General features: G+C 64.7%; 22 protein-coding genes. 10 read left to right on the top strand and 12 right to left on the bottom strand.

Annotation, left to right across the window (positions count from 1 at the left end):
- Positions 1-133: 133 nt before the first annotated feature.
- A complete protein-coding gene (locus K3724_RS15365) occupies positions 134-1,597 on the bottom strand; it encodes a hypothetical protein (protein WP_259986742.1) in 1,464 nt (487 codons plus the stop codon).
- A 193-nt stretch (positions 1,598-1,790) separates the two neighbouring features.
- On the opposite strand from K3724_RS15365, the gene K3724_RS15360 reads away from it, so the two are divergent.
- Positions 1,791-2,543, top strand: coding sequence for a WecB/TagA/CpsF family glycosyltransferase (locus tag K3724_RS15360; RefSeq protein WP_259992655.1), 753 nt, complete (start codon positions 1,791-1,793; stop codon positions 2,541-2,543).
- Between the two features lie 152 nt (positions 2,544-2,695).
- Here K3724_RS15360 and K3724_RS15355 read toward each other — a convergent pair whose 3' ends face one another.
- Together K3724_RS15355 and K3724_RS15350 are read right to left on the bottom strand one after the other, a co-directional pair.
- A complete protein-coding gene (locus K3724_RS15355) occupies positions 2,696-3,646 on the bottom strand; it encodes a glycosyltransferase family 2 protein (protein WP_259986741.1) in 951 nt (316 codons plus the stop codon).
- The gene (locus K3724_RS15350) at positions 3,643-4,635 is read right to left on the bottom strand and encodes a glycosyltransferase family 2 protein (protein ID WP_259986740.1); all 993 of its coding nucleotides are present in this window, start codon (positions 4,633-4,635) and stop codon (positions 3,643-3,645) included. The genes K3724_RS15355 and K3724_RS15350 overlap by 4 nt, the downstream gene beginning before the upstream one ends.
- Positions 4,636-4,833: 198 nt before the next feature.
- Here K3724_RS15350 and K3724_RS15345 point away from each other — a divergent pair, with 198 nt between their 5' ends.
- Positions 4,834-5,784: a glucokinase gene (locus tag K3724_RS15345; RefSeq protein ID WP_259986739.1), complete on the top strand. Its 951-nt coding sequence runs from the start codon at positions 4,834-4,836 to the stop codon at positions 5,782-5,784.
- A 21-nt stretch (positions 5,785-5,805) separates the two neighbouring features.
- On the opposite strand, the gene K3724_RS15340 is transcribed toward K3724_RS15345, so the two are convergent.
- Entirely contained in the window at positions 5,806-9,432 is a 3,627-nt protein-coding gene (locus K3724_RS15340; RefSeq protein ID WP_259986738.1) for a translocation/assembly module TamB domain-containing protein, read from the bottom strand.
- Positions 9,429-11,231: an autotransporter assembly complex family protein gene (locus K3724_RS15335; protein ID WP_259986737.1), complete on the bottom strand. Its 1,803-nt coding sequence runs from the start codon at positions 11,229-11,231 to the stop codon at positions 9,429-9,431. The genes K3724_RS15340 and K3724_RS15335 overlap by 4 nt, the downstream gene beginning before the upstream one ends.
- Positions 11,232-11,315: 84 nt before the next feature.
- Here K3724_RS15335 and K3724_RS15330 point away from each other — a divergent pair, with 84 nt between their 5' ends.
- The 3 genes from K3724_RS15330 (at position 11,316) to K3724_RS15320 (ending at position 12,733) form a co-directional block, all read left to right on the top strand.
- Positions 11,316-11,627 (top strand): hypothetical protein, encoded by a 312-nt coding sequence (locus tag K3724_RS15330; protein ID WP_259986736.1) that lies wholly within the window; start codon positions 11,316-11,318, stop codon positions 11,625-11,627.
- 166 nt (positions 11,628-11,793) lie between these two features.
- On the top strand, positions 11,794-12,060 hold the full coding sequence (locus tag K3724_RS15325) for a hypothetical protein (RefSeq protein WP_259986735.1): 267 nt from the start codon (positions 11,794-11,796) through the stop codon (positions 12,058-12,060).
- A 64-nt stretch (positions 12,061-12,124) separates the two neighbouring features.
- The gene (locus K3724_RS15320) at positions 12,125-12,733 is read left to right on the top strand and encodes a hypothetical protein (protein ID WP_259986734.1); all 609 of its coding nucleotides are present in this window, start codon (positions 12,125-12,127) and stop codon (positions 12,731-12,733) included.
- Positions 12,734-12,785: 52 nt separating this feature from the next.
- Here the strand turns inward: K3724_RS15320 and K3724_RS15315 are convergent, their stop codons facing one another.
- The 3 genes from K3724_RS15315 to K3724_RS15305 all read right to left on the bottom strand — a co-directional run bounded on the left by K3724_RS15315 (position 12,786) and on the right by K3724_RS15305 (position 15,064).
- Positions 12,786-13,769 carry a type I glyceraldehyde-3-phosphate dehydrogenase gene (locus tag K3724_RS15315; protein ID WP_259986733.1) on the bottom strand — a complete coding sequence of 328 codons (984 nt, stop codon included), beginning with the start codon at positions 13,767-13,769 and terminating at the stop codon, positions 12,786-12,788.
- Positions 13,770-13,890: 121 nt separating this feature from the next.
- Positions 13,891-14,205 (bottom strand): hypothetical protein, encoded by a 315-nt coding sequence (locus K3724_RS15310; RefSeq protein ID WP_259986732.1) that lies wholly within the window; start codon positions 14,203-14,205, stop codon positions 13,891-13,893.
- 82 nt (positions 14,206-14,287) lie between these two features.
- Positions 14,288-15,064 carry an IclR family transcriptional regulator C-terminal domain-containing protein gene (locus tag K3724_RS15305; protein ID WP_259986731.1) on the bottom strand — a complete coding sequence of 259 codons (777 nt, stop codon included), beginning with the start codon at positions 15,062-15,064 and terminating at the stop codon, positions 14,288-14,290.
- Between the two features lie 212 nt (positions 15,065-15,276).
- On the opposite strand from K3724_RS15305, the gene K3724_RS15300 reads away from it, so the two are divergent.
- Entirely contained in the window at positions 15,277-16,725 is a 1,449-nt protein-coding gene (locus tag K3724_RS15300) for a glutamine synthetase family protein (protein WP_259986730.1), read from the top strand.
- 219 nt (positions 16,726-16,944) lie between these two features.
- On the top strand, positions 16,945-17,304 hold the full coding sequence (gcvH, locus tag K3724_RS15295; RefSeq protein ID WP_134831259.1) for a glycine cleavage system protein GcvH: 360 nt from the start codon (positions 16,945-16,947) through the stop codon (positions 17,302-17,304).
- Between the two features lie 173 nt (positions 17,305-17,477).
- Here gcvH and K3724_RS15290 read toward each other — a convergent pair whose 3' ends face one another.
- From K3724_RS15290 to truA, 4 genes are all read right to left on the bottom strand, one after another.
- The gene (locus K3724_RS15290; protein ID WP_259986729.1) at positions 17,478-17,942 is read right to left on the bottom strand and encodes an NUDIX pyrophosphatase; all 465 of its coding nucleotides are present in this window, start codon (positions 17,940-17,942) and stop codon (positions 17,478-17,480) included.
- Between the two features lie 198 nt (positions 17,943-18,140).
- Positions 18,141-19,076, bottom strand: coding sequence for a glyoxylate/hydroxypyruvate reductase A (locus K3724_RS15285; RefSeq protein ID WP_259986728.1), 936 nt, complete (start codon positions 19,074-19,076; stop codon positions 18,141-18,143).
- A gap of 102 nt (positions 19,077-19,178) precedes the next feature.
- On the bottom strand, positions 19,179-19,919 hold the full coding sequence (locus tag K3724_RS15280; RefSeq protein ID WP_259986727.1) for an NYN domain-containing protein: 741 nt from the start codon (positions 19,917-19,919) through the stop codon (positions 19,179-19,181).
- Positions 19,920-20,105: 186 nt separating this feature from the next.
- Complete coding sequence (truA, locus tag K3724_RS15275) at positions 20,106-20,873, bottom strand: tRNA pseudouridine(38-40) synthase TruA (RefSeq protein WP_259986726.1); 768 nt, start codon at positions 20,871-20,873, stop codon at positions 20,106-20,108.
- A 112-nt stretch (positions 20,874-20,985) separates the two neighbouring features.
- On the opposite strand from truA, the gene K3724_RS15270 reads away from it, so the two are divergent.
- From K3724_RS15270 to K3724_RS15260, 3 genes are read left to right on the top strand one after another with little or no spacing between them, the layout of a single operon-like run.
- The gene (locus tag K3724_RS15270; RefSeq protein ID WP_259986725.1) at positions 20,986-22,401 is read left to right on the top strand and encodes a YcjX family protein; all 1,416 of its coding nucleotides are present in this window, start codon (positions 20,986-20,988) and stop codon (positions 22,399-22,401) included.
- Positions 22,398-22,853 (top strand): GNAT family N-acetyltransferase, encoded by a 456-nt coding sequence (locus tag K3724_RS15265; RefSeq protein WP_259986724.1) that lies wholly within the window; start codon positions 22,398-22,400, stop codon positions 22,851-22,853. Before K3724_RS15270 ends, K3724_RS15265 begins: the two co-directional genes overlap by 4 nt.
- On the top strand, positions 22,850-23,839 hold the full coding sequence (locus K3724_RS15260) for a YcjF family protein (protein WP_259986723.1): 990 nt from the start codon (positions 22,850-22,852) through the stop codon (positions 23,837-23,839). The genes K3724_RS15265 and K3724_RS15260 overlap by 4 nt, the downstream gene beginning before the upstream one ends.
- Position 23,840: the final 1 nt, after the last annotated feature.

The following is a 23,840-nucleotide window of genomic DNA, read 5'->3' as shown; positions in this document are numbered from 1 at the left end:
TCCCGGCCTTGCAGCACCAGATCCCCATCTGTGCTGCAACCCGGAGTCAATCATTTCATTTTCGTCAATCCATAGGGCCAGCCTGTGGACGCAATGTGTTGAATTGGGCCTGAAAAGCGGAAAGATTGCGGCATCACAGAATACTTCGCTTCTCCGGCCCGGCGGTGTCAGGCATCAGCGCCTGCGCCCCGCCGAACAGGGCAGGTTTCCTGCTGAAAAGGTTCGGGTAGAGCAACCGCTCAGCGTAGCCCAGCACCGAGCCGGCGCACATCCAGGTGATCGGGATCAGAGTCGCGTTGAGCAGCATATCCACCATGGTTGCGGCCAGGATGAGGGCAATCGGCGCGGCAAACGGCGAGACACTGCCCTGCGGCGCGTGCCGCGCGGCCTGTGCCAGCAGAACCAGCGGCGCGGCCAGCAAGCCCATCTCAGCGATGTATCCCAGCCAGCCGAAGGTGCCGAACACAATGATCCAGCGCCCGTCCGGGATGGACAGGATCTGCCCGGTCTCGGCGTGGCGCACCAGGTTGCGGCCCCAGCCGCCCCAGCCGAACCAGGGTTTTTCCGCAGCCTGCGCCAGCAGCTGCGCCTCGTTCTCGAACCGGTAGTTCAGCGATTGCGCCCGCTCGGCGCTGATTGCCTCGGCCTGCGCCACCAGCGCTTCGGTCGGCACCAGCCCGGTGTTGCGCAGCATCGGATAGACCACTGCGATCAGCGCCAGCAGCAGCGCCGCCCGCAGCTGCCAGCGCAGCGGCGCCAGTGCCACCACAGGCGTGAAAGCCAGCGCATAGGCCAGCGAGGCGAGGCTTTTGCAGAGCACCAGAACGGCAAACAGATATACCGCCGCCAGGATCAGGCGAAGCCTTTGGCCGGTTGCGGCCGTGCGGGCCAGGGCTGTGGCGGCCAGCAGCGCCGACAGCATGAAAAACGCCAGCCACAGCGCATGCGGCAGGAATACGATGGGGCGGAAGCCGCCCTGGCGGATCATCTGGCTGAAGTCATGCTGGAAGAAGCCGTAGATCCAGACGTTCATCTGCGGGCTGAGCCGGATTTCAATCAGCGAGGGGACGGTATAGGCCAGCCCGCCGATCATCAGCGCCAGCAGCAGCTCGCGCTGCGCTTCGGGGGTAGAGAGGTAACGCCGCGCCAGCAGAAAAGGTATCAGCACGATCATCTGGTTGATGATCACGGATCCCAGGTCGCGCCAGCGCAGTCCCGGCAGCTGATCAGTCAGAAAGACAATCGGATCGGAATTGGCGATCCTGCGGAACAGGATCGGCTCGCCATTGGTCAGCACTGTGGGGATGACGCCGAACACAAACAAAAGCGCCAGCAGCCGCACCGCAGGATGGCGCGGCAGCAGCGGCACCGGCCTGTGCAGCAGCAGCAGGCACAACAGGAACGCCACCACCGAAGGAATGGCGAATTTGTCCATATCCGGCACCAGCGGCAGGTCGAACTCGGCCAGCGGCGGCAGCAGCAGATAGCCTGCGATGATGCACCACAGGATTGCCCGCTCCAGCGGCAGGCGCCGGAACAGGACCAGGCTGGCCAGCGGCCAAGCCAGCAGCATCAGATAGGCCAAAGCGTTGGGCAAAGCCTTCGTGCCCCCTCAATTCCCCGGATTTGCATCAAAGTTTACCGGTTGCGGACGTCCCTGTCCCGCGGATTTGCAAGAAGAGGTAAACAGCGTGCAGCTTTGCCACGCTCAGGGCGCAGCGGATGCGGGTCTGCTGGCCTGGCCGCCGTGCCGGCGGTATGAGGAGGCGGCATTGTTGTTGGAGGCTGCATTGTATTTCGAATTTCACGGCCGCCGGGTTGCGGTGACCATGCCGGCGCGTTCCATGCTTGAAGCCGAGGTCCGGGCCCGGTTCAAGGCCTCGCAGGGGTTTGCCTTGGCCACGGTAAATCTGGACCACCTGGTCAAGATGGCGGAGTCCCCGGGCTTTCTGGCGGCCTATCAGGCGCAGGACCTGGTTGTTGCAGACGGGCGTCCGGTTGTCTGGCTGTCGCGGCTTGCCCGCCGCCCGGTGGAATTGATGCCCGGCTCGGACATGGTGCTGCCGCTGTGCCGCCTGGCGGCAGAGGCCGGGGTTCCGGTGGCCCTCGTGGGCAGCACGGATGCGGCGCTGCAGGACGCCGAGGCCGCTTTGCTGGCACAGGTGCCGGGACTGGACATTGCCTGGGTCCATGCGCCATCAGGCGGGTTTGACCCGGACGGGCCAGAAGCGGATCAGATCCTACACCGCCTGGAAGGGACCGGCGTTGCATTGTGCTTCCTGGCGCTGGGCGCGCCAAAGCAGGAACGGTTTGCCCAACGCGGCCGCCGGATGTCGCCGTGCACGGGGTTTGCCTCGATCGGAGCTGGGCTGGATTTTCTTGGCGGCCATCAGAAGCGGGCGCCCGCCTGGGTGCGGGCGGTGGCGATGGAGTGGCTGTGGCGGGCGTTGTCCAGCCCGGCGCGGCTGCTGCCGCGCTATGCCAAATGCCTGATGATCCTGCCTGGCCAGATGCTCAGGGCTTGGCGCATCCGGGCGCGGTGACGGGCGGCAATGCCCAGCCTTTTGGCGAGGTTATGCCGCGTACTCAAGGAAGATTAAGGGCCAGATGAGGACTGGATCCATTATTCTTCTGGCCGTAAATATCCTGGGGTGAATTGGCCGCGAGGCGAAGAGGGGCAAAGCCCCAGCCGGCGCTACTTATACTCGAGAATGCCGCGAGCCCTGCCATGCCAGCGGCGCCAGTAGAATTCCACAGCACCGGCAGCTTCGGCGAATTTTCCGATGACGGCAAACAGCGCCTGCGAGTATCCCATGCGACGGGCCAGGCGCAGAAACTGCGCCGGGTAGATCAGTATAGCAATCATCAAGAACGGGTTCATCAGACCAGCCAGGATGATACCTGCCGGCAGTGCCGCCCCCCAGAACAGCGCGCGGCGGGTTTCGGCGGCCCAATGGCGTTCCGGTCCCGCCCCATGCAAGGCGGCGCCTTCGGCGAATGCATGGCCGGCCCGGCGGCTGCGCCGCCACCACTGGCCAAAGTGCTGCATCTGCGCGTCATGCAGGGTCATCTCCGCATCGATCCGCCAGATCCGCCACCCGTCCCGCCGCAGCCGCAAGCACAGTTCCGGCTCTTCCCCGGCAATCAGGCTGCCGCGGTATCCGCCCGCCGCACGGACCGCCGCAACCCGCATCAGCGCGTCGCCGCCGCAGGCCTTGGCTTCGCCCAGGGGGGTGTCCCATTCCGCATCGCACAGCCGGTTGTAGACCGAGGCATCGGGAAACCGCTCCCGCCGCCGCCCGCAAACCACGGCCGCCTGGGGATGCGCCTGCAGGAACGCAGATGCGGTGGTGATCCAATCCGGATCCACCTCGCAATCGCCGTCCACGAACTGCACGCAGCCGGCTCTCTCACCCAAAACTGCCAGCCCGGCATTGCGCGCACGCGCCGCCGTGAATGGCTGGGACAGGTCCAGATCTACCACTTCGGCGCCCAGTGCCCGGGCGGCAGCTGCCGAGCCGTCGCTGGAGCCGCTGTCCACATAGATCAGCGGTTGCGCCTGGCCATGCAAGGAGCGCAAGCAGCGGATCAGGCGCTCGCCCTCGTTGCGGCCAATGACCACCGCCGCGATGGAGGGCGCAGTCATGCGCTGCCGCCCGCCAGAAAGGCGCTGTAGTCAGCCGTCCGGCGCAGGAACCCGCGCTGCTGGAGGGTTTCGATACCGGCGTCTTGCAGGGCTGCATCCGACCACAGGCTCAGGTCAGGCCAGGCCTGAAGAGCACCGGAACGCAGCCTGTCTTCGCCATGTTCGGACCTGGCCTCGGCCTGGGTTTGCAGATCGCGCGCCAGGCTATCGCCGGCAAATTTGTAATGGCGGATCAGCCCGTCCATATCCGCCAGCCGCACACCGGCGGAGAGATGCGGATGCACTGCCGCTTGCACACCCGGCCCGTTGAAGATCAGCGGGTGCTTGCTTAGACAGCAATTCTCGCCAAAAACCTTACCGCGCACGCCGCCGTACAGCATCTTTGCACCGCCCGGCGGCAGGCGGTTCTGGCGCAGATAATAGGCCAGCCCCGTGTCCTTAGACCCGTAGTCCACCGCCCGCACAGCGCTGATATCGGCATAGCGGAAGGCGTCCACAGCCTCGGCGTAGCTGAGACCGCAGGCTGCCGCCAGCGGGCCTTTGGGGAACATCTCCAGCATTTGCGCCTGCAAGGCGGTATAGTTTTGCGATGCCATGTAGCGGGTCAAACCGGCCAGCCCCGCGGTGCTGCTGCCTTCGAAATCAAACAGCTCGTCCATATCGGCAAACAGGCACCAGCGGTCCCGGCCATAGCGGTTGGCGGCATATGCGCGGAAGGTGTTCTCGTATTCCAGCCAGGGCATGGCCGAGCGCAGCACCGCCGTGTCCGGTTCCTGCCGGATGCGGTTCAGCGTGCCATCGGTTGAGCCATTGTCGAAGAACACAAAAGCCGAGACGCCCAGCCGCCGGTAGTGCTCAAAGAACACATCAAGGTAAAAGGCGCCGTTGCGTACCAGGGCGATCAGCACCACCTGATCCGCTGCGGCAAAGCAGCGGGCGGGCCCATGCAAATGGCGCAGCGACGCGCGGAACCTTGCGGCATGTGCCATGCGCCCGCTGCGGGCTGCCAGCCTTTGACCGAATGATCTTTGCACAATGCGTTCCATGTTGCGGTTGCCTGGAATTTTCCTGTCAAGGTGCAGACTTCCGCCGATGGCTGCAAGCACTGCGGGTGCGCTCAATTGCAATTGCGGCGGGATTGCTGCAGTCTTGATTGTACGAAAGTGATCAGAAAAGGACCGCGGCAGATGGCGGCTGAGCTGACCGTTTTGGCTGGCGATGTTGGTGGCAGCCGGACCCGGCTGGCTTTGGCGGCCCCTGGCATCGGGGTCACAGCATTGCAGAGCTTCGCCAATAGCAGTTTCGCCAGTTTGGAGGATGTGCTGAAGGCCTATTGCGCGCAGCCGGGATTTCCGCCCCTGCACGGGGCTTGCCTGGCGGTGGCAGGTCCGGTCCGGGAGGGGCAGTTTCACCTCAGCAACCGCAATTGGCAGGGCGATGCGGGCAGCATAGCCGCCGCATTGCAACTGCCAGCAAGTGCCAAGACCAATGTAATCAACGACCTTGCAGCCCAGTGCCATGCCTTGCCTGCGCTGATCCCGGGACAGCTGTCCTGTCTGCACCCGGGGCGGCATAGCGGCGGCCAGGCACTGGTTGCCGGCATCGGCACCGGGTTCAATGTTTCAGCCGCGCTGAACGGCGTGGTGCTGGCAGCCGAACTTGGCCGCACCAGCCTGCCGCAAGCCGTGCACCGCCGCCTGCAGGGGGTGCTGGGCCATGAGCCGGAGAATGCGGCCAGCACCGAAATGCTGTTCTCGGGTGCTGGTCTGGTGCGGTTTCACCAAGCCCTGACCGGCTCGACAGCCAGCAGTGCCGAGGGGGTTGTGGCCGCCGGTCTGGCAAGCCCGGACTCGCCCGAGGCACGGACGGTCTGCGAATGGGCGCATTTACTGGGTCTGATGGCGCGCGAGCTGACGGCGGCCTACCTGCCGGCGCAGGGTCTGTTCTTTGCCGGAAGCGTCGCGCGCGGTGTGCTGAACTCCCCCGCGCGGCCGCATTTCCTGGAGAGCTATACGGCGCCGGGCGGCCAGCTGGGAGCTGTCTGTGCCGGTACGCCGTTGTGGCTGATCACGGATGATGCTGCGGGTGTCGGCGGGGCTGCGCGGGTGGCGCTGGCCGCCGCCGGGGCAGACGTGTGAAACACGCCGCCGGGCCATCCGTCAGTAGTCGCGTTTGAAGAACAGGCCAAATCCGGTTTCGCCCTCGCTATCCACCGTGCCTTGAACCGTCAGGCTGTCCGTCATGTCGAGGTTAATGCTCAGCTCGCTGTCGCCGCGGGTGTTGACGTTGAAATCGGTATAGACGTTTTCCGCCACATAGCCGCCGAGGCCCAGCTGCCCGGACCCCAGATTGTCGGCGCCGATATCGACGTCATCCGCACCGGTAGCATTGCGCAGCTTGTTTTGCGCACTGCCGCCGCGTCCGCTGAGGGTCAGCGCGGACCCCGCCAGACGCGCCAGCGCCAGCGGCGAGATGTCCTGGATATTGTCGCCGAACAGCAGCAGCGCCAGGGCTTCCTCGCTGGGGCGGGGCGGGTCCGAGGTGACCTTGATCTCGGGCGCGTCTACCCGGCCCGAGATTTCCAGCGTTGCGGTGCCTTGATCCGTGGCCGCCGAGGATTTGAACTCCAGATAGGGTTTCAGATCCCCCAGCAGGGTGATCCGGCCTTCATCCAGCTCCAGCCGCCGCCCCAGAATGTCAAAGGTGCCGCGGATCAGGCTGATCTGGCCGGAGGGCGACAGCCGTGCGGTGGTGCCGCGCAGGCGGATCTCGCCGCCCAATTCCGAGCGCAACCCGCGGCCGCGGGCAAAGATCCTGGAGGGAGCGCTGATCAGAATGTCCAGCTCGGTTCTGCCGGAGCCGCCGCCGCCGCCGCTGCTGCCGGTCAGCCCGGCGCGGGCCAGGGTCTGGCGCACATCGCGCGGGGTTCCGATATGGCGGATTGGCGGGATCGGCGCCGCTGAGACCGAACCGCCGGCGGTATTCAAGTTGATATTGGTCTCGCCCACATCGATCCGCCCCTCGATCCGGTTGTTACCCGCCATCGCACCTGACATCGCCAGGCTGCCGTTCAGCAGGGTTTCGTAAGACAGGTGGTCGGTCACCACCACATCGCCGATGGCAATCTGCAGGTTGCCGTTGAACGGCGGCTGCAGCCCCACCGGGCCGCTGATCCGCACCGTGCCGCCGTCACGCGGGCGGGCCGAGACCCGCAGCTGCGCGCTGGAGCGGGCGATGGAAACAGTGGCGTTGATATCATCCACCCGCTGTGCCGCCGACGGGATGGCGAGCGAAGCGCCGGGAACCGAGATTGTACCGCTTAAGCCATCCAGTGCCGGGACGCCCCGCAAAGCCAAGTCGAAATTCGCAGGGCCCTGCATCAGGTTGGGGGAGATGAACGGGTTAAGCCCCTCCAGCCGCAGCGTGCCCTTGGCGGTCACATCTGCAGTGCCTTTGGCCTCGCTCCAGCTGCCGGCAACGCGGCTGTCGATGCCTGCGGGGCCGCTGGCGGTGCTGTCGATGGTCCAGGTGCCGTCCCGCCGGGCCGCGGTGCCCTTGGCGGCGAGGCGGCCGGGCAGGTCGGGGACCAGCCGCTGCAGCTGGCCGATCGCGGCATCAAAGCGCAGATCGGTGCTGCCGTTGCTTTCGGTAAAGCGGCCCTCGATATCCGCGGTGATGGCGGCAGGACCTGCAGCCTGACCCGCAATCTGCCATTCCCCGTTGCGGCGCGCGGCGGTGCCTTGGGCGGTCAGCTTGCCCGCCAGCTGCGGCACAAACCGCTCCAGCTCGTTCAGGGCGGCGGCAAAGGTGAAATCGGCATCGCCTTCCAGCGTGACGGAGCCATCCAGTTTGGCGCTGGAGGTATGCGGCCCTTTCAGCTCTGCCACCCCATCCAGGGTATCGCCATTGCGGATGAGGGTGGTGGCCAGCTCCAGCGCGCCGGGCGTTTGCGGCAGCAGCACCTCCAGCCGGTTCAGCCTGGCGGTGATCTCCATCCGCCCGGCATCGCTGTTGAGCGTGCCTGCGGCGCTGGCCAGCAGCGCGCTGCCCGCCAGCTCAAAGCGGTCGATTGCGATGCCGTTCTCATCCCGCGCCGCCTTCAGCGCCAGCGTGGTTGTGCCCTTCAGCAGCTCATCAGCCTGGGCAATGCCTGCCGACAGGTCCTGTGCCCGCATCGACAGATCGGTGTTAAACGCCCCCGAAAGAGGCGTGAAGGAACCTTTGACCTTGGCCTGCACCGCGCCGCCCAGCGGGCGCCCGGCCAGATCGGAAAACCGGGCCAGATCAGCCAGGCCCGCAGTCAGGTCGGCACTGACTTTCAGGCCGTCTTCCAACCCGTCAAAACCCACATCCCCCGCGGCCTGATAGTCGCTGCCCCGCAGTTCCATATCCGTGATCTGCAGCGCGCCGGGGCCTTCGGTGCTGAGCGTGCCTTCAAAGCGGATTTCATTGCCGGTGGCCTTGGCCAGCGCCGGATCACGCGGCTGCAAATTGCTGAGGCCGGCAGTCAGCCGTCCCTTCAGTGCAAAGCCGGTGCTTTGGTCCAGCGTGCCCTGTCCGGAAACCTCGGCCCGGCCCACCAGGGCGCCGGGGTGGCTTAGCTGGTCCAGCACCCCGTCCAGGGTCCAGTTGCCCCCGGCGGTTTTTTTCAGTTGCAGGTCTGCCGCCGCCAGCGTCGTCAGCCCGCCGCCAAAGGGCAGGGTGACAGCTGCCTGGCCGGCAGGCGCGGTGATGGCCGTTTTCAGATTTGCAGTGTCCAGCTTGCCGCCCGCATCCAGCGCCGCGGCGCCGGTAACCTGCAGCGCATTGGTGCGCAAAGCCAGCGTGTCCAGTGCCACCGCGCCGCTGCCTGCGCGCGTGCCCTTTACATTGAGCCGCAGACCGGGGCCAAAGAACGGCCGGTGCACCGGCGGCAGCAGCACGTCGATATTGCCGCCCAGGTCGGCAGAGAAGCCGATATCGCGCGGCGCTTCGGGTGCGGCGTCGGCGGGCAGAGGCACAGCCGCCAGCACCACCTGGCCTGTCAGCCGCTCTGCGCCATTGGTGCTGAACCGGATATCGGCGGTGAAATCACTGACCGGGCCGCTGCCTTGGGCAGTCAATTGCAACTCGGGGCTGCCCGGCAGATCCAGGCTGCGCGAAATCAGACCGCCCGGGCTTTCCTCTACTGCCAGATCCAGGGTGATTTGCCGGGTTTCATTGGCATACCCTGCCTCCAGCCGGAAATGATCGCCGGGTTTGTCCAGCCGGGTTGCCGCCAGCTTGGTATCCAGCGTCCCGTCCGCCAGCATCAGCGAGCCCTCGACCGACAGGCTGGCCGCCGAACCGGCCAAGTCCTCGCCCAGTTCGATCCGGGCTGCCTTGATCTGGCCCAGCTCAATTGCCACCGGCAGCTCCGGCAGCGCAAAGGGCGTGGCCTCTGGCTCCGGCAATTCAGGATCCGGCGGCAGCGGTTTGGGCGCGCGCGCCACTTCGATGCGCTCCGCCGACAGCTCATTGACAGAAAACCGCCCGCTTAACAGCGCCAGCCGGTTCCAGTCCAGTTCGGCGCCCTCAACGGTCAGCCAGATACCGTCTTCATCCGCCACCGTGATCCGCTTGATCTTGGCCTCAGAGGAAAACGCACCCTCAAGACCTGTCACGCTGATATAGCGGCTGTCGCCGGACAGGGTGTCTTCCAGGAAATCGACCAGCAGCCCGCCGGCATCCTCCGTCGTGGTGTCCTGCGCCGCTGCCGGTGCAACCGTCAGCCCAAGGGCAAGGGCAAGGCCAAGAAACTGTCTCAAAACGCTTGTCCGATCCCGATATAGAATTGCAGCCCGTCCTCGGTCCCGCCGTCCACCGGATAGGCGAGGTCAAGCCGGATCGGGCCGATGCCCGCCACATCATAGCGCAGGCCAAAGCCCGCCCCGGCGTGGCGCGCGGATGAGCCGGAAACAAAACTGTCTGCATCGACAAATCCAAGGTCGTAAAACCCGACCAGCGAGATCTTATCGGTGACTTTGCCCCGCACCTCGCCCGAGAGGGCCAGAAAACCGCGCCCGCCGGCGGTGCCGCCATTGGCGGGTACGCCCAGCGACTGGAATTCATGCCCGCGCACCGATCCGGCGCCGCCGGAAAAGAACAGCAGGGTGGGGGCGGTCCCGCTCAGGGACGGTCCGATCACCGATCCCATCTGCAGCCGCCCGGCCAGCACGATCCGGTCATCGGCGCCCAGCCCGTAATAGGCGCGCCCGTCAGCTTTGATTTGCAGACCAGAGTCGTTGCCGTCAATGCCGATGAAGGGGGTTGCGCCGCCCTGCAGGAAATAGCCGCTGGCCGGGTTCACCCGGCTGTCGCGGCCATCGTATTCCGCCCGGATCCGGCCTGCCAGGTATTTGAAACGCCGCTTGCCGAATACATCCTCTGCCAGGATGGAGGTCACGCCCAAGGCGGCCTCGGCAAAGAAATGGTCCGAAAACGTCCGCCGCACACCGATGGCGCCCAGCAGCTGGGTGGCGCTGTAGTGTTCCTCGTCCAGCCGTTCGGCCTCGGCCAAATAGAAGATACTGTCATCCGGACCCAGCGCTGCGGGCCGGTCCAGCCGAATGGCGATACGGCCGTCAATGTCATTGCTGCTGCCGATACCGCTGAGCCGTGCCTCGATCCGCAGTTTTTCCGCGGCACCGAACAGGTTCCTGTGCATCCAGCTGCCCGACAGTTCAATTCCGTCGGAGGAGCTGATCTCGGCCCCAAAGGTCAAGCGGCGCGGCGGCAGATCCTCGACCCGAGCCACAAAATCCAAGGTACCGTCCGGGTTCGGCTGCTCGGCCTCGCGCAGGACCACGGTGGAAAACGTGCCGGTGCGGCGCAGCCGGGTCGCGGATTTGGAGACCAGATCGGGGTGGAACGCGTCGCCTTCCGGGAAACCTGCGATCCGGCGTATGGCGTCCTCGCGGACGTTGGTGTCGCCGGTGATCCGCAACTGCCCGAACCGCAGCTGCGGCCCCGGCGCCAGCCGGAGTTCTGCATCCAGCCGGGCTTGCACATGGTTGGCGGTGATCTTCTGCTCCGCCACCGTTGCCTTGGCGTGGCCGCTGCGGCGCCAGGCCCGCACACCGGCAATCGCCGCGTCGCGGATCACGCCGGTGCTGGCGGGCTGGCCAGAGGCAAAGCCCGCAGGGATCTCCACGTCACTGGTTTGCGGCAGCGGCGCCAGCTCTGCCATGCCAAAGCTGAACCGCGGGCCGGGCTGCACGGTGATTTCCATCTTGCTGACGTTCTTTGGCGGGTTCAGCGGCTGGATCCGCGCCGCCTCGCGCCCGTCCAGGCGGATATTCACCACCGGCGAAAAATGGCCCGCATCATACAGCACCTGCACCAGTGTGCGGTAATCCGACAAAGCCGCCGCCAGCAGCTCCTGCACATTGGTTTCGCCGCTGGCGGCCACCGAAGACGAGGCGCCGCGCAGCCGCCCGGCCAGGGCTTCATCCGCACCGGGCGCCTGCAACGTGGCCTCGGCGCCAAAGGCGGCAGGGGGCAGAAAGGTCAGCAGGCTGAAGGCAATGGTGCTCGCCAATAGTCGCGGGCGGAAAGGAAAATTCATGTCTGCTCCCGGCGGCGGGCGGAAAATCGGCCTCTAAGCCCGGCAGGGCCGCAGGCGGCTGGGTCAAAGCCTAACACGGGAAATTTGCAGGATGGAACCGGTAAAGCAGCAGCTTTCCGCCGGGATTCGGTCTCCACCGGCCGGCAGCGGATTGCCGCGCATGGCAGCGGCTGGCAGGCGGCGGCACTGGAGGAAGAGTGCAAAGCCGCGGGCACAATCCTGCCGGTTTGGCGTGTGCGCGGTAATATTGGCTGCAAAGGTGGTTGGAAACCGAAAAAGAAACTGTACTATTCAGTTCAGCTCCGGCAGTTGAAGCTGCCGGAGCTGGCACTGGTTAACAAAGCTACTTCGAGTAAACGTCAGACGCAGCCACCACTCACATGCAGCCTAGTCTGACGGGAATGATACCACGCGGAATTGTTCTGTCCAGATAATTGTCGGATTGATAATTTTCGCGTGGTGTCATCTAATGCTGGCAGATTAAATGGTGCTGAAGCAGCAGCTTGTGTTCCCCGGAGGTACAATTGTGGATCGGTTAAAGTCAATTTTTGAACTTCGGGATATGCTCCATAAGATGGAACGCGACCTTGGCCTGGACCGGTTGAACAGGGCTGAACGGGATGTGCTGCTGGCCGCGCATGCGCTGACCAGCGTGCCAGGCGCCCCGGTTCAGTCCGAGCAAATCCGCAGCCACCGGCTGGTGACGGAAATTGCCCAGGCGACTTTTCACCGGACACTGAAGTCGCTGCTGGCCCTAGGATTGCTGGAGCGGGCGGGCGGCAGCAAGGCCAAGCATTACGTGGTTTGCTTTGATCCCGCCGCAAGGTGATCGCAGCCTGTCAGCCGTCCAACATCCGATTGCAGCTTCTCTGCACGCTGTCTAAACGGGCGGCATGATACGAGTATTGCAGTTCCTGCCCGGGTTTCAGAGTTTTGCGGTGATCACCGCGGCTTATGTCATTTGCCATGGTCTGACGGCCTGGGCCGTCACGCCGGTGCAGAATCTGTTTCTGCCGGAGATCACCGTCTTTGCCAGCCTGATCTACCTGCCGCACGGGGTGCGGGTGCTGAGCGTCTGGCTGTTCGGCTGGAGAGCGGTTCTGCCTCTTGCCGGCGGTGCGATTCTGTCTGAGTTGATGTTCACGTCATCCAATGTTCAGCAGCTAATGGAGCCGGTGCTGCTGGAATCCATCGCTGTCGGCGCCTTTGCCGCATTTGCGGGTTTTAAAATCGCATGGCTATTCGGCTGGGATCTTTCTGCCGGCCAAGCGCGCCGGATCGCCTGGACCGGGTTGCTGGCCGTGGGGGCGCTGGCCTCTGTCATCAATTCGCTGGGGCAATCGGTGGTGTTTTCCGGTCTGATCTTTCCCAGTGATCAGCTGCCGGTCATGGCTGTTTATGCGGCTGGAGATCTGATCGGTCTTGCGGTCTGCATGGTTGCGCTGATGCTGATTTTCCGCTGGATCCGGCTGTCTGGAGCAGGGCGGAAACCGCTGGAATAGCCAAGCCCGCCAGCGGCGGGCTTGCAAACCGGTCTTCGGACAAGGGCGGATCTTATCCCGCCATCAGCCTGGCTACATCCAGCATCCGGGCCGAAAAGCCCCATTCATTGTCATACCAGCCGAACACCCGCGCCTGATGCTCGCCGGCCATGCGGGTTTCGGGCCCGGCAATCACCAGCGATTCATGCCGCGCCCGCAGGTCCGAGGAGACCAGCGGCATATCGGTCCAGCCCAGCACCTTGGATGCTGCCACGCCTTCGCGCAGGGCGGCAGTGAATGCGTCTTCGCTCATCGGGGTTTTCAGCTGCGCCACCAGATCCACGGCGGAAACGCTGGCCGTCGGCACCCGCACCGCGGCACCGCTGACCCGGCCTTTCAGATGCGGCAGCACCTCGTCGATCAGATGCATCGCCGAGGTCGTTGTTGGGACCATTGATTGCGCGCCGCCGCGCGAACGGGCAAAATCACCGCGCGGCGCATCCACCATCGGCTGCGAGTTGGTGTAGCAGTGGATCGTGGTCATATGTGCCGTATCGATGCCGGCGATCTGGTCCAGCAGCTTGACCAGCGGAGTGAGCCCATTGGTGGTGCAGGAGGCGTTGGAGACGATGCGCGCATCGCCCAGCTGCTCTTCGTTGGCGCCCAGCACCACGGTCAGCTCGGCGGCGGGGGAGGGGCCGGAGATCAGCACCTTGGACGCACCTGCCTTGATGCCGCGCTCGGCAACATCAGACGTCCGCGCAATGCCGGTGCATTCCAGCACCAGATCAACGCCTGACAGGTCCACCGATGTCAGATCCGGCGCATGACTGACGGGGACCGAGCGCCCCATCACCTGCAGCGCTCCGCCGCCATGCTCCACCGGATGGGCAAAGGGGCCGAAGGTGCTGTCGTACTGGAACAGATAGGCGCACATATCCAAGGGTGCGATATCGTTGATCCGCACCACGTCGATGCCGTCTCCGCGCGGGGTCGTCAGAATCTGGCGCAGGATGGCGCGGCCAATGCGGCCGAATCCGTTGATTGCAAGTCTCATGCGCAATCTATGGCAGGCGCGCCGGGGCCGCTCAATCCATGGCCTCCCGGAAAATGATCACATTTCCCAAGAGGATGTTTCAGAAATACGCCGCAAAACTGCAGGGCCGTCAGCCATGCCCCTATTTGCGGCAGATCACATGGGCGTAATAGGTGCTGTTGATGCTGCGCACCATCGTGTCCATGTTGACGCTGCAGCCGGTGGCAGTGCGCAGGGCCTGCACTGCCTGGCGCGCGGTCAGCACCGCAGGCGGGCGGAACGGCAAATGCTCCAGATTCATCCGCGTGGCGCTGTAGCGGCCCGGTGTGTCCGCGACCGGGAAAACCGCCCAATCGCGGCCCAGAACGGTGACCATGGTGCCTTCGGCGTCCGTGGCCGATGCAGCCGGGGCAAGCGCGGCGCACAGGGCCACTGCCAATGCAGTCTGTTTGATCATCAAAATGCTCCTGCGGAAATATCTTGCTTCAGCCTAGCAAGGGCGGCGTGCAATGCAAAGCAGGCTTTCCCGCAAGGCGCGGTTACAGGTGGTCCACGGCCTCGGCCTGACGCAGCTCTGCGGCGCAGAGCTGCAACCCGCGCAAAAGACGCTCGGCGTCCGCCTCCGGCTGCAGTCCGCGCGGTGCTGAACAGCCCGCAACTATCGGCGTCTGGCCGGGCCGCGAGACGGGCACGGCGTAACCGGTGATCCCGGCCTCGAATTCGCCGCTGGTGAGGCAATAGCCCTGCGTGCGGGCCTCACCCACGCAGTCCAGAATGCGGCCGGGATCGGTGAGCGAGGCCTCGGTATGGCGCGGGATTTCTGTTGCGGCCAGCACCGCAGCCGCCGCGGCCTCCGGCAGTCCGGCCAGCAGCATCCGCCCCAGGCTGGTATGGGCCAGCGGAATATGGGAACCTGCAGTGAAGCCATAAGTAATATGGCCATGCTCGACGGTGGATTGCGCCAGCAGCAGCACCCGGCCCTGATCCAGCATTGCCAGCGTCACCTCGATCTCCATTTGCCGGGCGTGGCGGTTCAAAACCGGCTGCACCCGGCGCCCGAACTGATTGGCCTGCAGGAAACCGCCCGCCAGCGCCAGCACCCGCGGGGTCAATGACAGCATCCGCCCGTCCTGGCGCAGATAGCCTGCCTGCACCAGCGTCAGCGCGCCGCGCCGGGCAGTGGCGCGGTCCTGGCCGGTGCGCCGGGCGATCTCGGCCAGGGTCATGCTGGGGGAGGCCGCGTCAAACACCGCCAGAACTGCCAGCCCTTTGGCAAAGCTCGACGAAATATTCCTGTCCTGTTCAACTGCTGTCATCTGAAACCGCTGTCCTGATCTTGAATGGCACCGCCCGGGGCAGTGGCTTTGTGCGAATATTCGACACAATGTTCGCCCTGCGAATGCTGTCAAGGCGCAAAACCCCCGCAATATCCGGATTGCGCACCGGGTTGCGTCAAAATCTGCCGTGGACTGGACGCCGGGGTATTTCCGGTGCAATTTCAAGCAGCTCGCTACCCAGGAGGCTGCCCATGGCACAAGACTTCACATCCGGCAAACTGGCCCGCCTGGGGCTGCTGTCGTCCGAAGATTGCCGCAAGGCAGCCGAGATCACCTCCCGCGCGCAGTTCGACGGGATAGAAACCGTGCGGGTGCTGTTCCCCGACCAGCACGGGATCCTGCGCGGCAAGACAATGATGGCCGAGGCCTTTGCCAGCGTCTTTGACCGCGGGCTCAACATGCCGGCGACCTTGCTGCTGAAAGACACGTCCCACCGCAATGCCTTTCCGGTCTGGGACGGCGGCACCGGCCTGTCCGGCCCGATGCAGGGCGCCGGCGACGTGCTGCTGGTGCCGCGCCCCGAGACCTTTCGCGCGCTGCCCTGGTCCGGCCATTCCGCCTGGATCTTTTGCACGCCGGTCTATCCGGATGGCAGCCCGGTCCCGTTTGCGTCCTGCGGCGTGCTGCAGCGGGCAGTTGATGCGCTGGAGGTGCAAGGGATGGCAGCCATCTTTGGCTTGGAGGTGGAATTCCACATTTTCGAGCTGGCGGACAAGGCATCGGCCCATGAACAGGCCACTTGCCCCGGCGCGCCGGTTCAAACCCGCAACCTGACGCAAGGGTATCAGTACCTGAGCGAAACCCGCTATGGCGAAGCGGAGGGGGTGCTGGACCTGTTGCGCCGCAACGCCCAGAAACTGGGGCTGATGGTGCGCTCGGTGGAAATTGAAATGGGTCCCAGCCAGGTTGAATTCACCTTTGCACCGGATGGCGCCATGGCCCAGGCCGACGCGATGGTGATGTTCCGCACCATGGTCAAGGAGGTCTGCGCCCGCAACGGGCTGCACGCCAGCTTCATGGCCAAACCGCGGCTGGCGGGTGCCATGGCCAACGGCTGGCACGTGCATCAGTCGCTGCTGGATCCGGCCACAGGGCGCAATCTGTTCATGCCGGAAACCGCCGGGCTGCTGTCTCCGCCTGCCAGTGCGTGGATGGCGGGGCTGCTGAAATACGCCCCTGAGACCTCACTGCTGATCGCGCCGACGGTGAACAGCTACAAACGCTATCTGCCGTTCCAGCTGGCCCCGAACCGCATCGGCTGGGGCGAGGACAACCGCGGCGCCATGCTGCGGGCGCTGATGCAACCGGGCGATACCGCCAGCCGGATCGAAAACCGCGCGCCGGACAGCACTGCCAACCCTTATTACGCGCTGGCCGCCCAGATTATCGCAGGCATGGCCGGCATCAAAGAAGGGCTGGAGGCGCCCAAGCCCACAGTGTCGCCCTACAGCGAAGACGCGGAGCGCCTGCCGCGTTCGCTGGGCCAGGCGCTGGAAGGGTTCGGCGGCTCGCAGATGTGCCGTGCAGCGCTGGGGGAAGAGACCTTCAGCTACTTCCTGCAGCTCAAGCAGTTCGAATGGGAACGTTACCTGGACACAGTCAGCGAATGGGAGCAGGCGGAGTATTTCAATCTGTTCTGACCGAACAGGGCATTCGCGGCCTGTGCCCATAAAAACGCAAGCCCCCCATAATTTGCCATCTTGATCGGAGACCGGCACCGTTGTTAGCGTATACCCGCGCATGCAGGGCCCGGCAGGACCGGCTTTCTTCTTCCCGCGGTATCCGTTACGGCGGCACAACACGCACTGAATAGCAACCCGCACTGAAAACCCAAGCCTCTTCCAAGGGAATAAACGATGATGAAATACACCGAAGAACACGAGTGGCTGCTGCCCGAAGACGATCTGATCACCGTTGGCATCACCGCCCATGCCGCCGAACAACTGGGCGAAGTCGTCTTTGTGGAGCTGCCGGAAGTGGGCACCGAGGTCTCCAAGGATGAAGAAATCGTGGTGATTGAATCGGTCAAAGCCGCCTCCGACATCCTGTCGCCGCTGGACGGTGAAGTGGTTGAGGTGAACGAGGCGCTGACCGATGATCCCGGCAAGGTGAACGAAGACCCCGAGGGCGGCGCCTGGTTCTTCAAGCTGAAGCCCTCGGATCTGTCGCCGATGGACGACTACATGGATGAAGCCGGCTACAAGAAGTTTATCGGCTGAGCCGCAGGCGGCCCCGTTTGGGGCCGCTTTGGAATCCCGGTGCGGGTTCCCGGAAGGGAGCAAAGCGCAGCCTCAAACAAACAAGGATGGCACATTGCTGTCTGTGATAGGAGCGCGTTCCTGGCGGTTTTGCGTCTGTTCAGGGCCTTTTTCGACTTTGCTGGAGGGGCAGGCTATCCACGCCCAATCAGCAGGTGCCTGCTAGGAGGCCTCTTCACGAACTCGTCTTCAATCCAGCGAAGAACGCGCCTTTGCCCGCCAAAGGCAACCATTTCTGCCGCTTCATCAAAACTCACCCAGCAGTAATCACTGTGTTCGTGGTTCAAGGTTACTCTAGCGGTGTTTTCGATGAAGCCGGCAAAGACCGGAGCGAGCGTTATGCTATCCCTGTCCGCTTCATAGAATTGCTCGCAGGTATCAGCTGAATACAAGGCAGTAGGCTTCAGGCCAGTCTCTTCTTCAAGCTCGCGCAAAGCGGCCTGCCAAGCGGTTTCCCCCTCTTCAATGCTTCCTGCTACCTGGCACCACTCGCCGGCCAGCGTCTGGGTGCGTTTGAGCAGAAGCACCTCATGCCGGACATTGGTTTTCCTGATGGCGACAAGGGAGACAAGGAACGCGCGTATTGGAATTTCCGGCATGATCAATCTCCTTCCAAGTACAGTACCGTTTCGGATTTCAGGTGATCACGGACAAAGTTGCCAAGGCCGGGTTTGCCCCGCTCAGCTGACTTTGCGGGGATGCGCCTAAGTCTGAACACCGGGGTCTTGCTCCGCCGGGTTCAGCGGAGCCGCTTTGTTCTGTGCCGCCGTCTGAAGGGGCAGAGGAGGGTGCCAGGATCAGTAGCCCCGCTGCCGGTCCACCTCGTGCAGCAGATCTTTCCCGGCCTCCAGCCGCCGGTAGTTCTCCACCACATCCCGCAGCGCATCGCCCAGATGCCAGCCTGACACATGCGGGGTGACCGTGACCTGCGGATGCGTCCACAGCGGGCTGTCTGCGGGCAACGGTTCCTTGCTGACTACATCCAGAACCGCATGGCCCGGGGTGCCCTTGTCCAGCGCTGCCAGCAAGGCAGCTTCATCGACAAGATCGCCGCGGCCTGCGTTGATCAGCGTCGCGCCCGGTTTCATTGCGGCCAGCATTCCCGCATCCATCAGCCCGCGGGTGGCCGGGGTGGACGGCAGGATCGCGCAGACATAGTCGCATATCCCCAGCATCTGCGGCAGCGCCTCTGCGCCATGGCGGCAGTCCACCCCGTCGATCTCCTTGGGGGAGCGGCTCCAGCCCAGCACCCGGAACCGCATGTCCCGCATCAGCCGCGCGGTCATGCCGCCGATATGGCCAAGCCCCAGCACGCCTACGGTGGTTTCCGCCGGGCGCCCCGGCGCCCGCGGCTCCCAGGCGCTGCGGGATTGGGATGCTGCGTGGGCGGCCATGTTGCGCTGGCCGCGCAGCACATAAGCCAGGCAGTAATCTGCAATCTCATATGCCGGCTCTTGCGGCTTCAGGCGGGCTACACGCACATGCGGTGCGACGCTGGGGTGCGCCACGATGCTGTCCACACCGGCGCCCAGTTTCTGCACCAGCTGCAGGTTCGGCAGCTGCGCGGCCAGATCGCCCTTCAGTGCAGAGACCGCCAGCATGGTGATGTCTTCCAGATTGCCGGGGTCGGAAACGGGCCGGATGTCGGCCCCGGGGGCAACCGAGCGAAGCTCATCTGCCAGCTGTTCCTCGGTGTACCAGCCGTCGTGGCCGATGCTGATCAGCAATGCCATGCGCGTTCTCCCTGTCCGCGTCCCATTTGCCGGACTAAGCCACGGTTCAGGACCAAGGGAAAGCGGTATTTGCCGCAGGTATTCCGGCAGCGCCGCGGCGCGTCAGTCCAGCCGCCGCACCAGAATCTGGTTGCCGTCGCCGCGTTTGGTCTCAAACAGTTTCAGCGAGGCAATCAGGTCGCTCAGCTTGCGTTTGCCATAGCTGCGGGTGTCAAAATCCGGCGCGGCTGCGGTAATGTACTGGCCGATCTGGCCCAGCGTGAACCATTCGTCATCCTGGTCGATCGCATCCATCGCACGGACCACCAGTTTGGTCGGATCCGCCAGTTCCGCCGGAGCATTTCCGTTGCCAGCGCCGTCTTCTTTCTTCGGCTTGGGCTTCGGCTTGCCCGGCTCCTCCAGCAGGTTTTCCACATAGATGAACCGTTTGCAGGCCTGAACAAAGGCCGCCGGTGTCTTTCGCATGCCCATGCCGAAGACATCCACGCCTTGTTCGCGGATGCGGCTGGCCAGCCGGGTGAAATCGCTGTCCGATGAAATCAGCACAAACCCGTCGAACCGGCCCGAGTGCAAGATGTCCATCGCGTCGATCACCAGCGCGATGTCCGAGGCATTCTTGCCGGTGGTATTGGCAAACTGCTGATGCGGCACAATCGCCAGGGCTGCCAGCTTCTCCTTGTTCCACCCCTGCGGGCTGCCGCCGGCAAAATCGCCATAGATGCGGCGGATGCTGGCCTCGCCAAAGGAGGCGATCTCCTCGAACATTGCTTCGGCGAACTTGGCCGAGATGTTGTCGGCGTCGATCAGGACGGCCAGAAGCGGCGGTTTGGTTGGGTTTGCCATTGCGGATGTCTGCCTGTGTGTTTTGCGGGCGGACCGCCAGCGATTGAGCTGCCGAAAGGCCCTGATGGGTGGGTTGCGCCGATTATGCGGTGTGCCCGCGGTTATGCAAGCGGGCTGCGGCTGCTGCTTTCAGCGGGTTCAGTCAATGCCCGGGGTGCGCAGGAGTTGCCCGTCCCCGGCGGCGGTTCAGCCAAAGGGGTCTTCCGGGTATCCCACCCGCGCCAGATAGAGCCCGTGTCCCGGGCAAACCGGACCGCAGGCGGCGCGGTCACAGGCCTCCAGCGCGGCCTTCACATCCGTAGGTTTCCAAGCCCCTGCGCCGACCCGTTCCAGCGTGCCGACAAAGCTGCGGACCTGATTGTGCAGAAAGCTGCGGGCGCGGACGTGGAAATGGATCTCCGGCCCCGAGAACCCCTGTACGCGTTCCACCGTCAGCTCATCCAGCGTCTTTACCGGGCTTGCCGCCTGGCAGATTGACGACCGGAAGGTGGTGAAATCATGGTTGCCGATCAGATGGCTGGCGGCTTCCTGCATGGCGCCTGCGTCCAGATCATGGCTCAGCTGCCAGACCTGGCCCGCCTCATGGGTGGCCGGCGCGCGGCGGATCAGGATGCGGAACAGATATTGCCGTTCAACGGCCGAGAACCGCGCGTGCCAGTCGCCGTCCACCCGGGCGCAGTCCACAATCGCCACCGGGTCTGGCTTCAGATGGTAATTCAGCGCCTCCGACAGGCGGAACGGATCCCAGTCCTTGGCCAAGTCGCAATGGGCCACCTGTCCCAGCCCATGCACGCCGGTGTCGGTGCGCCCGGCGGCAGCAATCGTATGCTCCCCCGGCTCCAGCCGTGCCAGCGCAGCCTCGATCGCGCCCTGCACCGAGGGCTGGTCCTTCTGCCTTTGCCAGCCGGCAAAAGGCTTCCCGTGATATTCGACTTTCAAAGCAAAACGCGGCATGGACGGGCACCTAGCAACAGGGCCGGGCCGGGGCAAGCCCCGTGTGCGCTCTGGTATCTCAGCAACATGCTGCCTATCTTGACAGCAGCAAGAACAGAGCAGGATCAGGGCCTTGGTGATAACCTCCCTCGCTGATGGGGTGATGAGCAGTGTGGAACGTGCCGCCAGCGGTGTTTCTGCGGCGCTGTTCGACCGGCCCTTGCGGCTGGGCGTGACGGGACTGGCACGCTCCGGCAAGACCGTGTTCATCACCTCGCTGGTCGCCAACCTGATGGACCGGGGCCGGATGCTGCAACTGGGTGCCGCGCGTGAGGGGCGGATTGAGGCTGCATTTCTGCAGCCCCAGCCTGACGACACCGTGCCGCGGTTTGACTATGAAAACCACCTGGCAGCCCTGACCGGGCCGTCACCCCATTGGCCGGACAGCACAAGGGCGGTGTCTGAACTTCGTCTCAGTCTGAAGGTGCGGCCCGCCGGCCTGCTGTCGGGGCTGCAGGGGCCGCGCACGCTGCATTTGGACATTGTCGACTACCCGGGCGAATGGCTGTTGGATCTGGCGCTGCTGGATAAATCCTACGGCGAATGGTCTGCCGATGTCCTTTCCCGCATTGCCTGCCGCCCGCAGGCACAGGGGTTTCTGGCGGAGAAATCCAAGGCTTTCCCTGCGGGAACACATGACGAACCGCAAGCCCAGGCGCTGGCCGCCGCCTTCACGAAATATCTGGCCGCCGCCCGCGCCGCCGGATTCTATGACTGCACCCCGGGCCGCTTCCTGCTGCCTGGCGACCTTGAGGGCTCGCCGGTGCTGACATTTGCGCCGCTGCCGCCTGAGGCCAGCCCGCCGCGCGGCAGCCTGTGGCGCGAGATGGAACGGCGGTACGAGGCCTATAAATCCAAGGTCGTCAAACCCTTCTTCCGCGACCACTTTGCCCGCATCGACCGGCAGGTGGTGCTGGTGGATGCGCTGTCGGCGATCCATTCCGGCCCGCAGGCGGTAGAGGATCTGCGCCTTGCGATGGCGGATATCCTCAGCACGTTCAAACCGGGCCGCAATCATTTCCTGACCCGGCTTCTGGGTGGCAAGCGGGTGGAGAAGATCCTTTTTGCCGCCACCAAAGCCGATCACCTGCACCACGCCCAGCACCCGCAAATGACCGCCATCATCGAGGCGCTGACCCGCGAAGCGCAGGACCGCGCCCGCTTTGCCGGCGCCGCAACCGCGGCACTGGCGCTGGCTTCCTTGCGCACCACAACCGAAGAGATGCGCGCCCACAACGGAACTGATCTGCCCTGCGTCCGCGGAACCTTGCTGAAGAGCGGCAAGCAGGCGGCGTTCTATCCCGGAGCATTGCCCGAAGATCCTGCGCAGCTGCTCACCCCGGCGCGGCAAGGGGCTGAAAAATGGCTGGAAGGCGACTATCAGGCGATGGGTTTTGCGCCCGCACCGCTTACCCTGAAGCACGGCAGCGGCCCGCCGCATATCCGGCTTGACCGCGCCGCTGAATTTCTGATCGGAGACGCCCTGTGACACTCTCTTTGCGGCCCGCAAACCCTCTGGACGCCGGAACCGCCGGCGCGATCCTCTACCGCTTCCAGCAGGGTACGGAATGGATGCCTGAACTCTATACCTGGGCCGAGGCGATCGCCTTCTGCGGCGTCATGATTGACCGCGGCTGGGTCACAGTGGCTGTGCGGGGGGGCCGCGTGCAGGGCTTTCTGGCCCGTGACGGCGCGGAGGTCTGCGCGCTTTACCTGGCGCCCGGCGCCTGCGGGCAGGGGGCGGGCAAAGCGCTGCTGGACGCAGCCAAGGCCGCCATGCCGCGGCTGACACTGCGGACCTTCGCAGCCAATGAAATGGCGCAGCGGTTCTACCGGCGCGAGGGCTTTGCCGAGACAGGCCGCGGTGACGGCACAGACAACGAGGAAGGCTTGCCCGACATCGCTTATGAATGGCGCAGCCACCTGGAGGCGGCGGCATGAGCAAGAAGCCGGTTCTGTTCGACCTTGAGGACGAGACGGATGCACCTTCCGTAACTGAGGCGCCGCCAGTGCCCGAGCCGCAACCCGCCGCACCCCAGCCGTCAGCGATGGAGCAGGCGGCCCGGATTGCCGCCCGCCGCCCGTCGCGGCTGGCCCGCTGGTTCTGGGCGCTGCTGGTTGCGGTCATTGGCGCCATCGCCTCGGTCTCGGCCTGGGATTTTGCGGCCGGGCTGATTGCACGGATTCCGCTGCTGGGCTGGGCCGTAAGTGCCGGGCTGGCACTGCTGCTGCTGCTGGCCCTCGCGATGGCCCTGCAGGAACTGGCGGCGCTGTCCCGGCTGCGGCGCGTCGATGCCTTGCGCCATCAGGCAGAGAAGGCCGCAGACCTGGCCGCGGCCCGTGCCTTCACGGCCCGGCTGGAAAGCTTCTACAAGACCCGCCAGGATCTTACCTGGCATCAGGCGCGGCTGGCTGAGCGCAAGGCAGAAGTCATGGACGCCGATGCCCTGCTGATACTGGCCGAGGAAGAGCTGCTGGTGCCGCTGGACGCGCTGGCCCTGCGCGAGGTCGAGGCCGCCGCCCGGCAGGTTGCCGCGGTGACGGCGCTGGTGCCGATAGCACTGGCGGATATTCTGACGGCGCTGGTCTCCTCCCTGCGGATGATCCGCCGGGTGGCAGGGATTTATGGCGGCCGGCCCGGCTTCTTCAGCTCCTGGCGGCTGACCCGCGCGGTGCTGGCGCATCTGGCTGCCACCGGCGCGGTGGCGGCGGGTGATGACCTCTTGGAGCCGGTGCTGGGCGGATCGGTGCTGTCGAAGCTCTCCCGCCGCTTCGGCGAGGGGCTGGTCAATGGCGCGTTGTCAGCGCGGGTCGGCATAGCTGCAATGGAGGTCTGCCGCCCGATGCCGTTTTCACCGCAGCACAGGCCTGGGACGCGCAGGGTGATACAGCGGGCGCTGACCGGTCTGTTTTCCAAGGATAAGTAAC

It is taken from the genome of Leisingera sp. M658 (assembly GCF_025144145.1).
Classification (GTDB): domain Bacteria; phylum Pseudomonadota; class Alphaproteobacteria; order Rhodobacterales; family Rhodobacteraceae; genus Leisingera.
Note: the sequence above shows the minus strand (reverse complement) of the source record. Positions and strands in the feature narration are given on the sequence as shown.

What these genes read in the sequence shown, in the direction of transcription:
- K3724_RS15355 (WP_259986741.1), bottom strand. Translation starts at nt 3,646, where the DNA reads ATGACTGCGCCCTCCATCGCGGCGGTGGTCATTGGCCGCAACGAGGGC.
- K3724_RS15350 (WP_259986740.1), bottom strand. Translation starts at nt 4,635, where the DNA reads ATGGCACATGCCGCAAGGTTCCGCGCGTCGCTGCGCCATTTGCATGGG.
- K3724_RS15345 (WP_259986739.1), top strand. Translation starts at nt 4,834, where the DNA reads ATGGCGGCTGAGCTGACCGTTTTGGCTGGCGATGTTGGTGGCAGCCGG.
- K3724_RS15335 (WP_259986737.1), bottom strand. Translation starts at nt 11,231, where the DNA reads ATGAATTTTCCTTTCCGCCCGCGACTATTGGCGAGCACCATTGCCTTC.
- K3724_RS15325 (WP_259986735.1), top strand. Translation starts at nt 11,794, where the DNA reads ATGCTCCATAAGATGGAACGCGACCTTGGCCTGGACCGGTTGAACAGG.
- K3724_RS15320 (WP_259986734.1), top strand. Translation starts at nt 12,125, where the DNA reads ATGATACGAGTATTGCAGTTCCTGCCCGGGTTTCAGAGTTTTGCGGTG.
- K3724_RS15315 (WP_259986733.1), bottom strand. Translation starts at nt 13,769, where the DNA reads ATGAGACTTGCAATCAACGGATTCGGCCGCATTGGCCGCGCCATCCTG.
- K3724_RS15310 (WP_259986732.1), bottom strand. Translation starts at nt 14,205, where the DNA reads ATGATCAAACAGACTGCATTGGCAGTGGCCCTGTGCGCCGCGCTTGCC.
- K3724_RS15305 (WP_259986731.1), bottom strand. Translation starts at nt 15,064, where the DNA reads ATGACAGCAGTTGAACAGGACAGGAATATTTCGTCGAGCTTTGCCAAA.
- K3724_RS15300 (WP_259986730.1), top strand. Translation starts at nt 15,277, where the DNA reads ATGGCACAAGACTTCACATCCGGCAAACTGGCCCGCCTGGGGCTGCTG.
- gcvH (WP_134831259.1), top strand. Translation starts at nt 16,945, where the DNA reads ATGAAATACACCGAAGAACACGAGTGGCTGCTGCCCGAAGACGATCTG.
- K3724_RS15290 (WP_259986729.1), bottom strand. Translation starts at nt 17,942, where the DNA reads ATGCCGGAAATTCCAATACGCGCGTTCCTTGTCTCCCTTGTCGCCATC.
- K3724_RS15285 (WP_259986728.1), bottom strand. Translation starts at nt 19,076, where the DNA reads ATGGCATTGCTGATCAGCATCGGCCACGACGGCTGGTACACCGAGGAA.
- K3724_RS15280 (WP_259986727.1), bottom strand. Translation starts at nt 19,919, where the DNA reads ATGGCAAACCCAACCAAACCGCCGCTTCTGGCCGTCCTGATCGACGCC.
- truA (WP_259986726.1), bottom strand. Translation starts at nt 20,873, where the DNA reads ATGCCGCGTTTTGCTTTGAAAGTCGAATATCACGGGAAGCCTTTTGCC.
- K3724_RS15260 (WP_259986723.1), top strand. Translation starts at nt 22,850, where the DNA reads ATGAGCAAGAAGCCGGTTCTGTTCGACCTTGAGGACGAGACGGATGCA.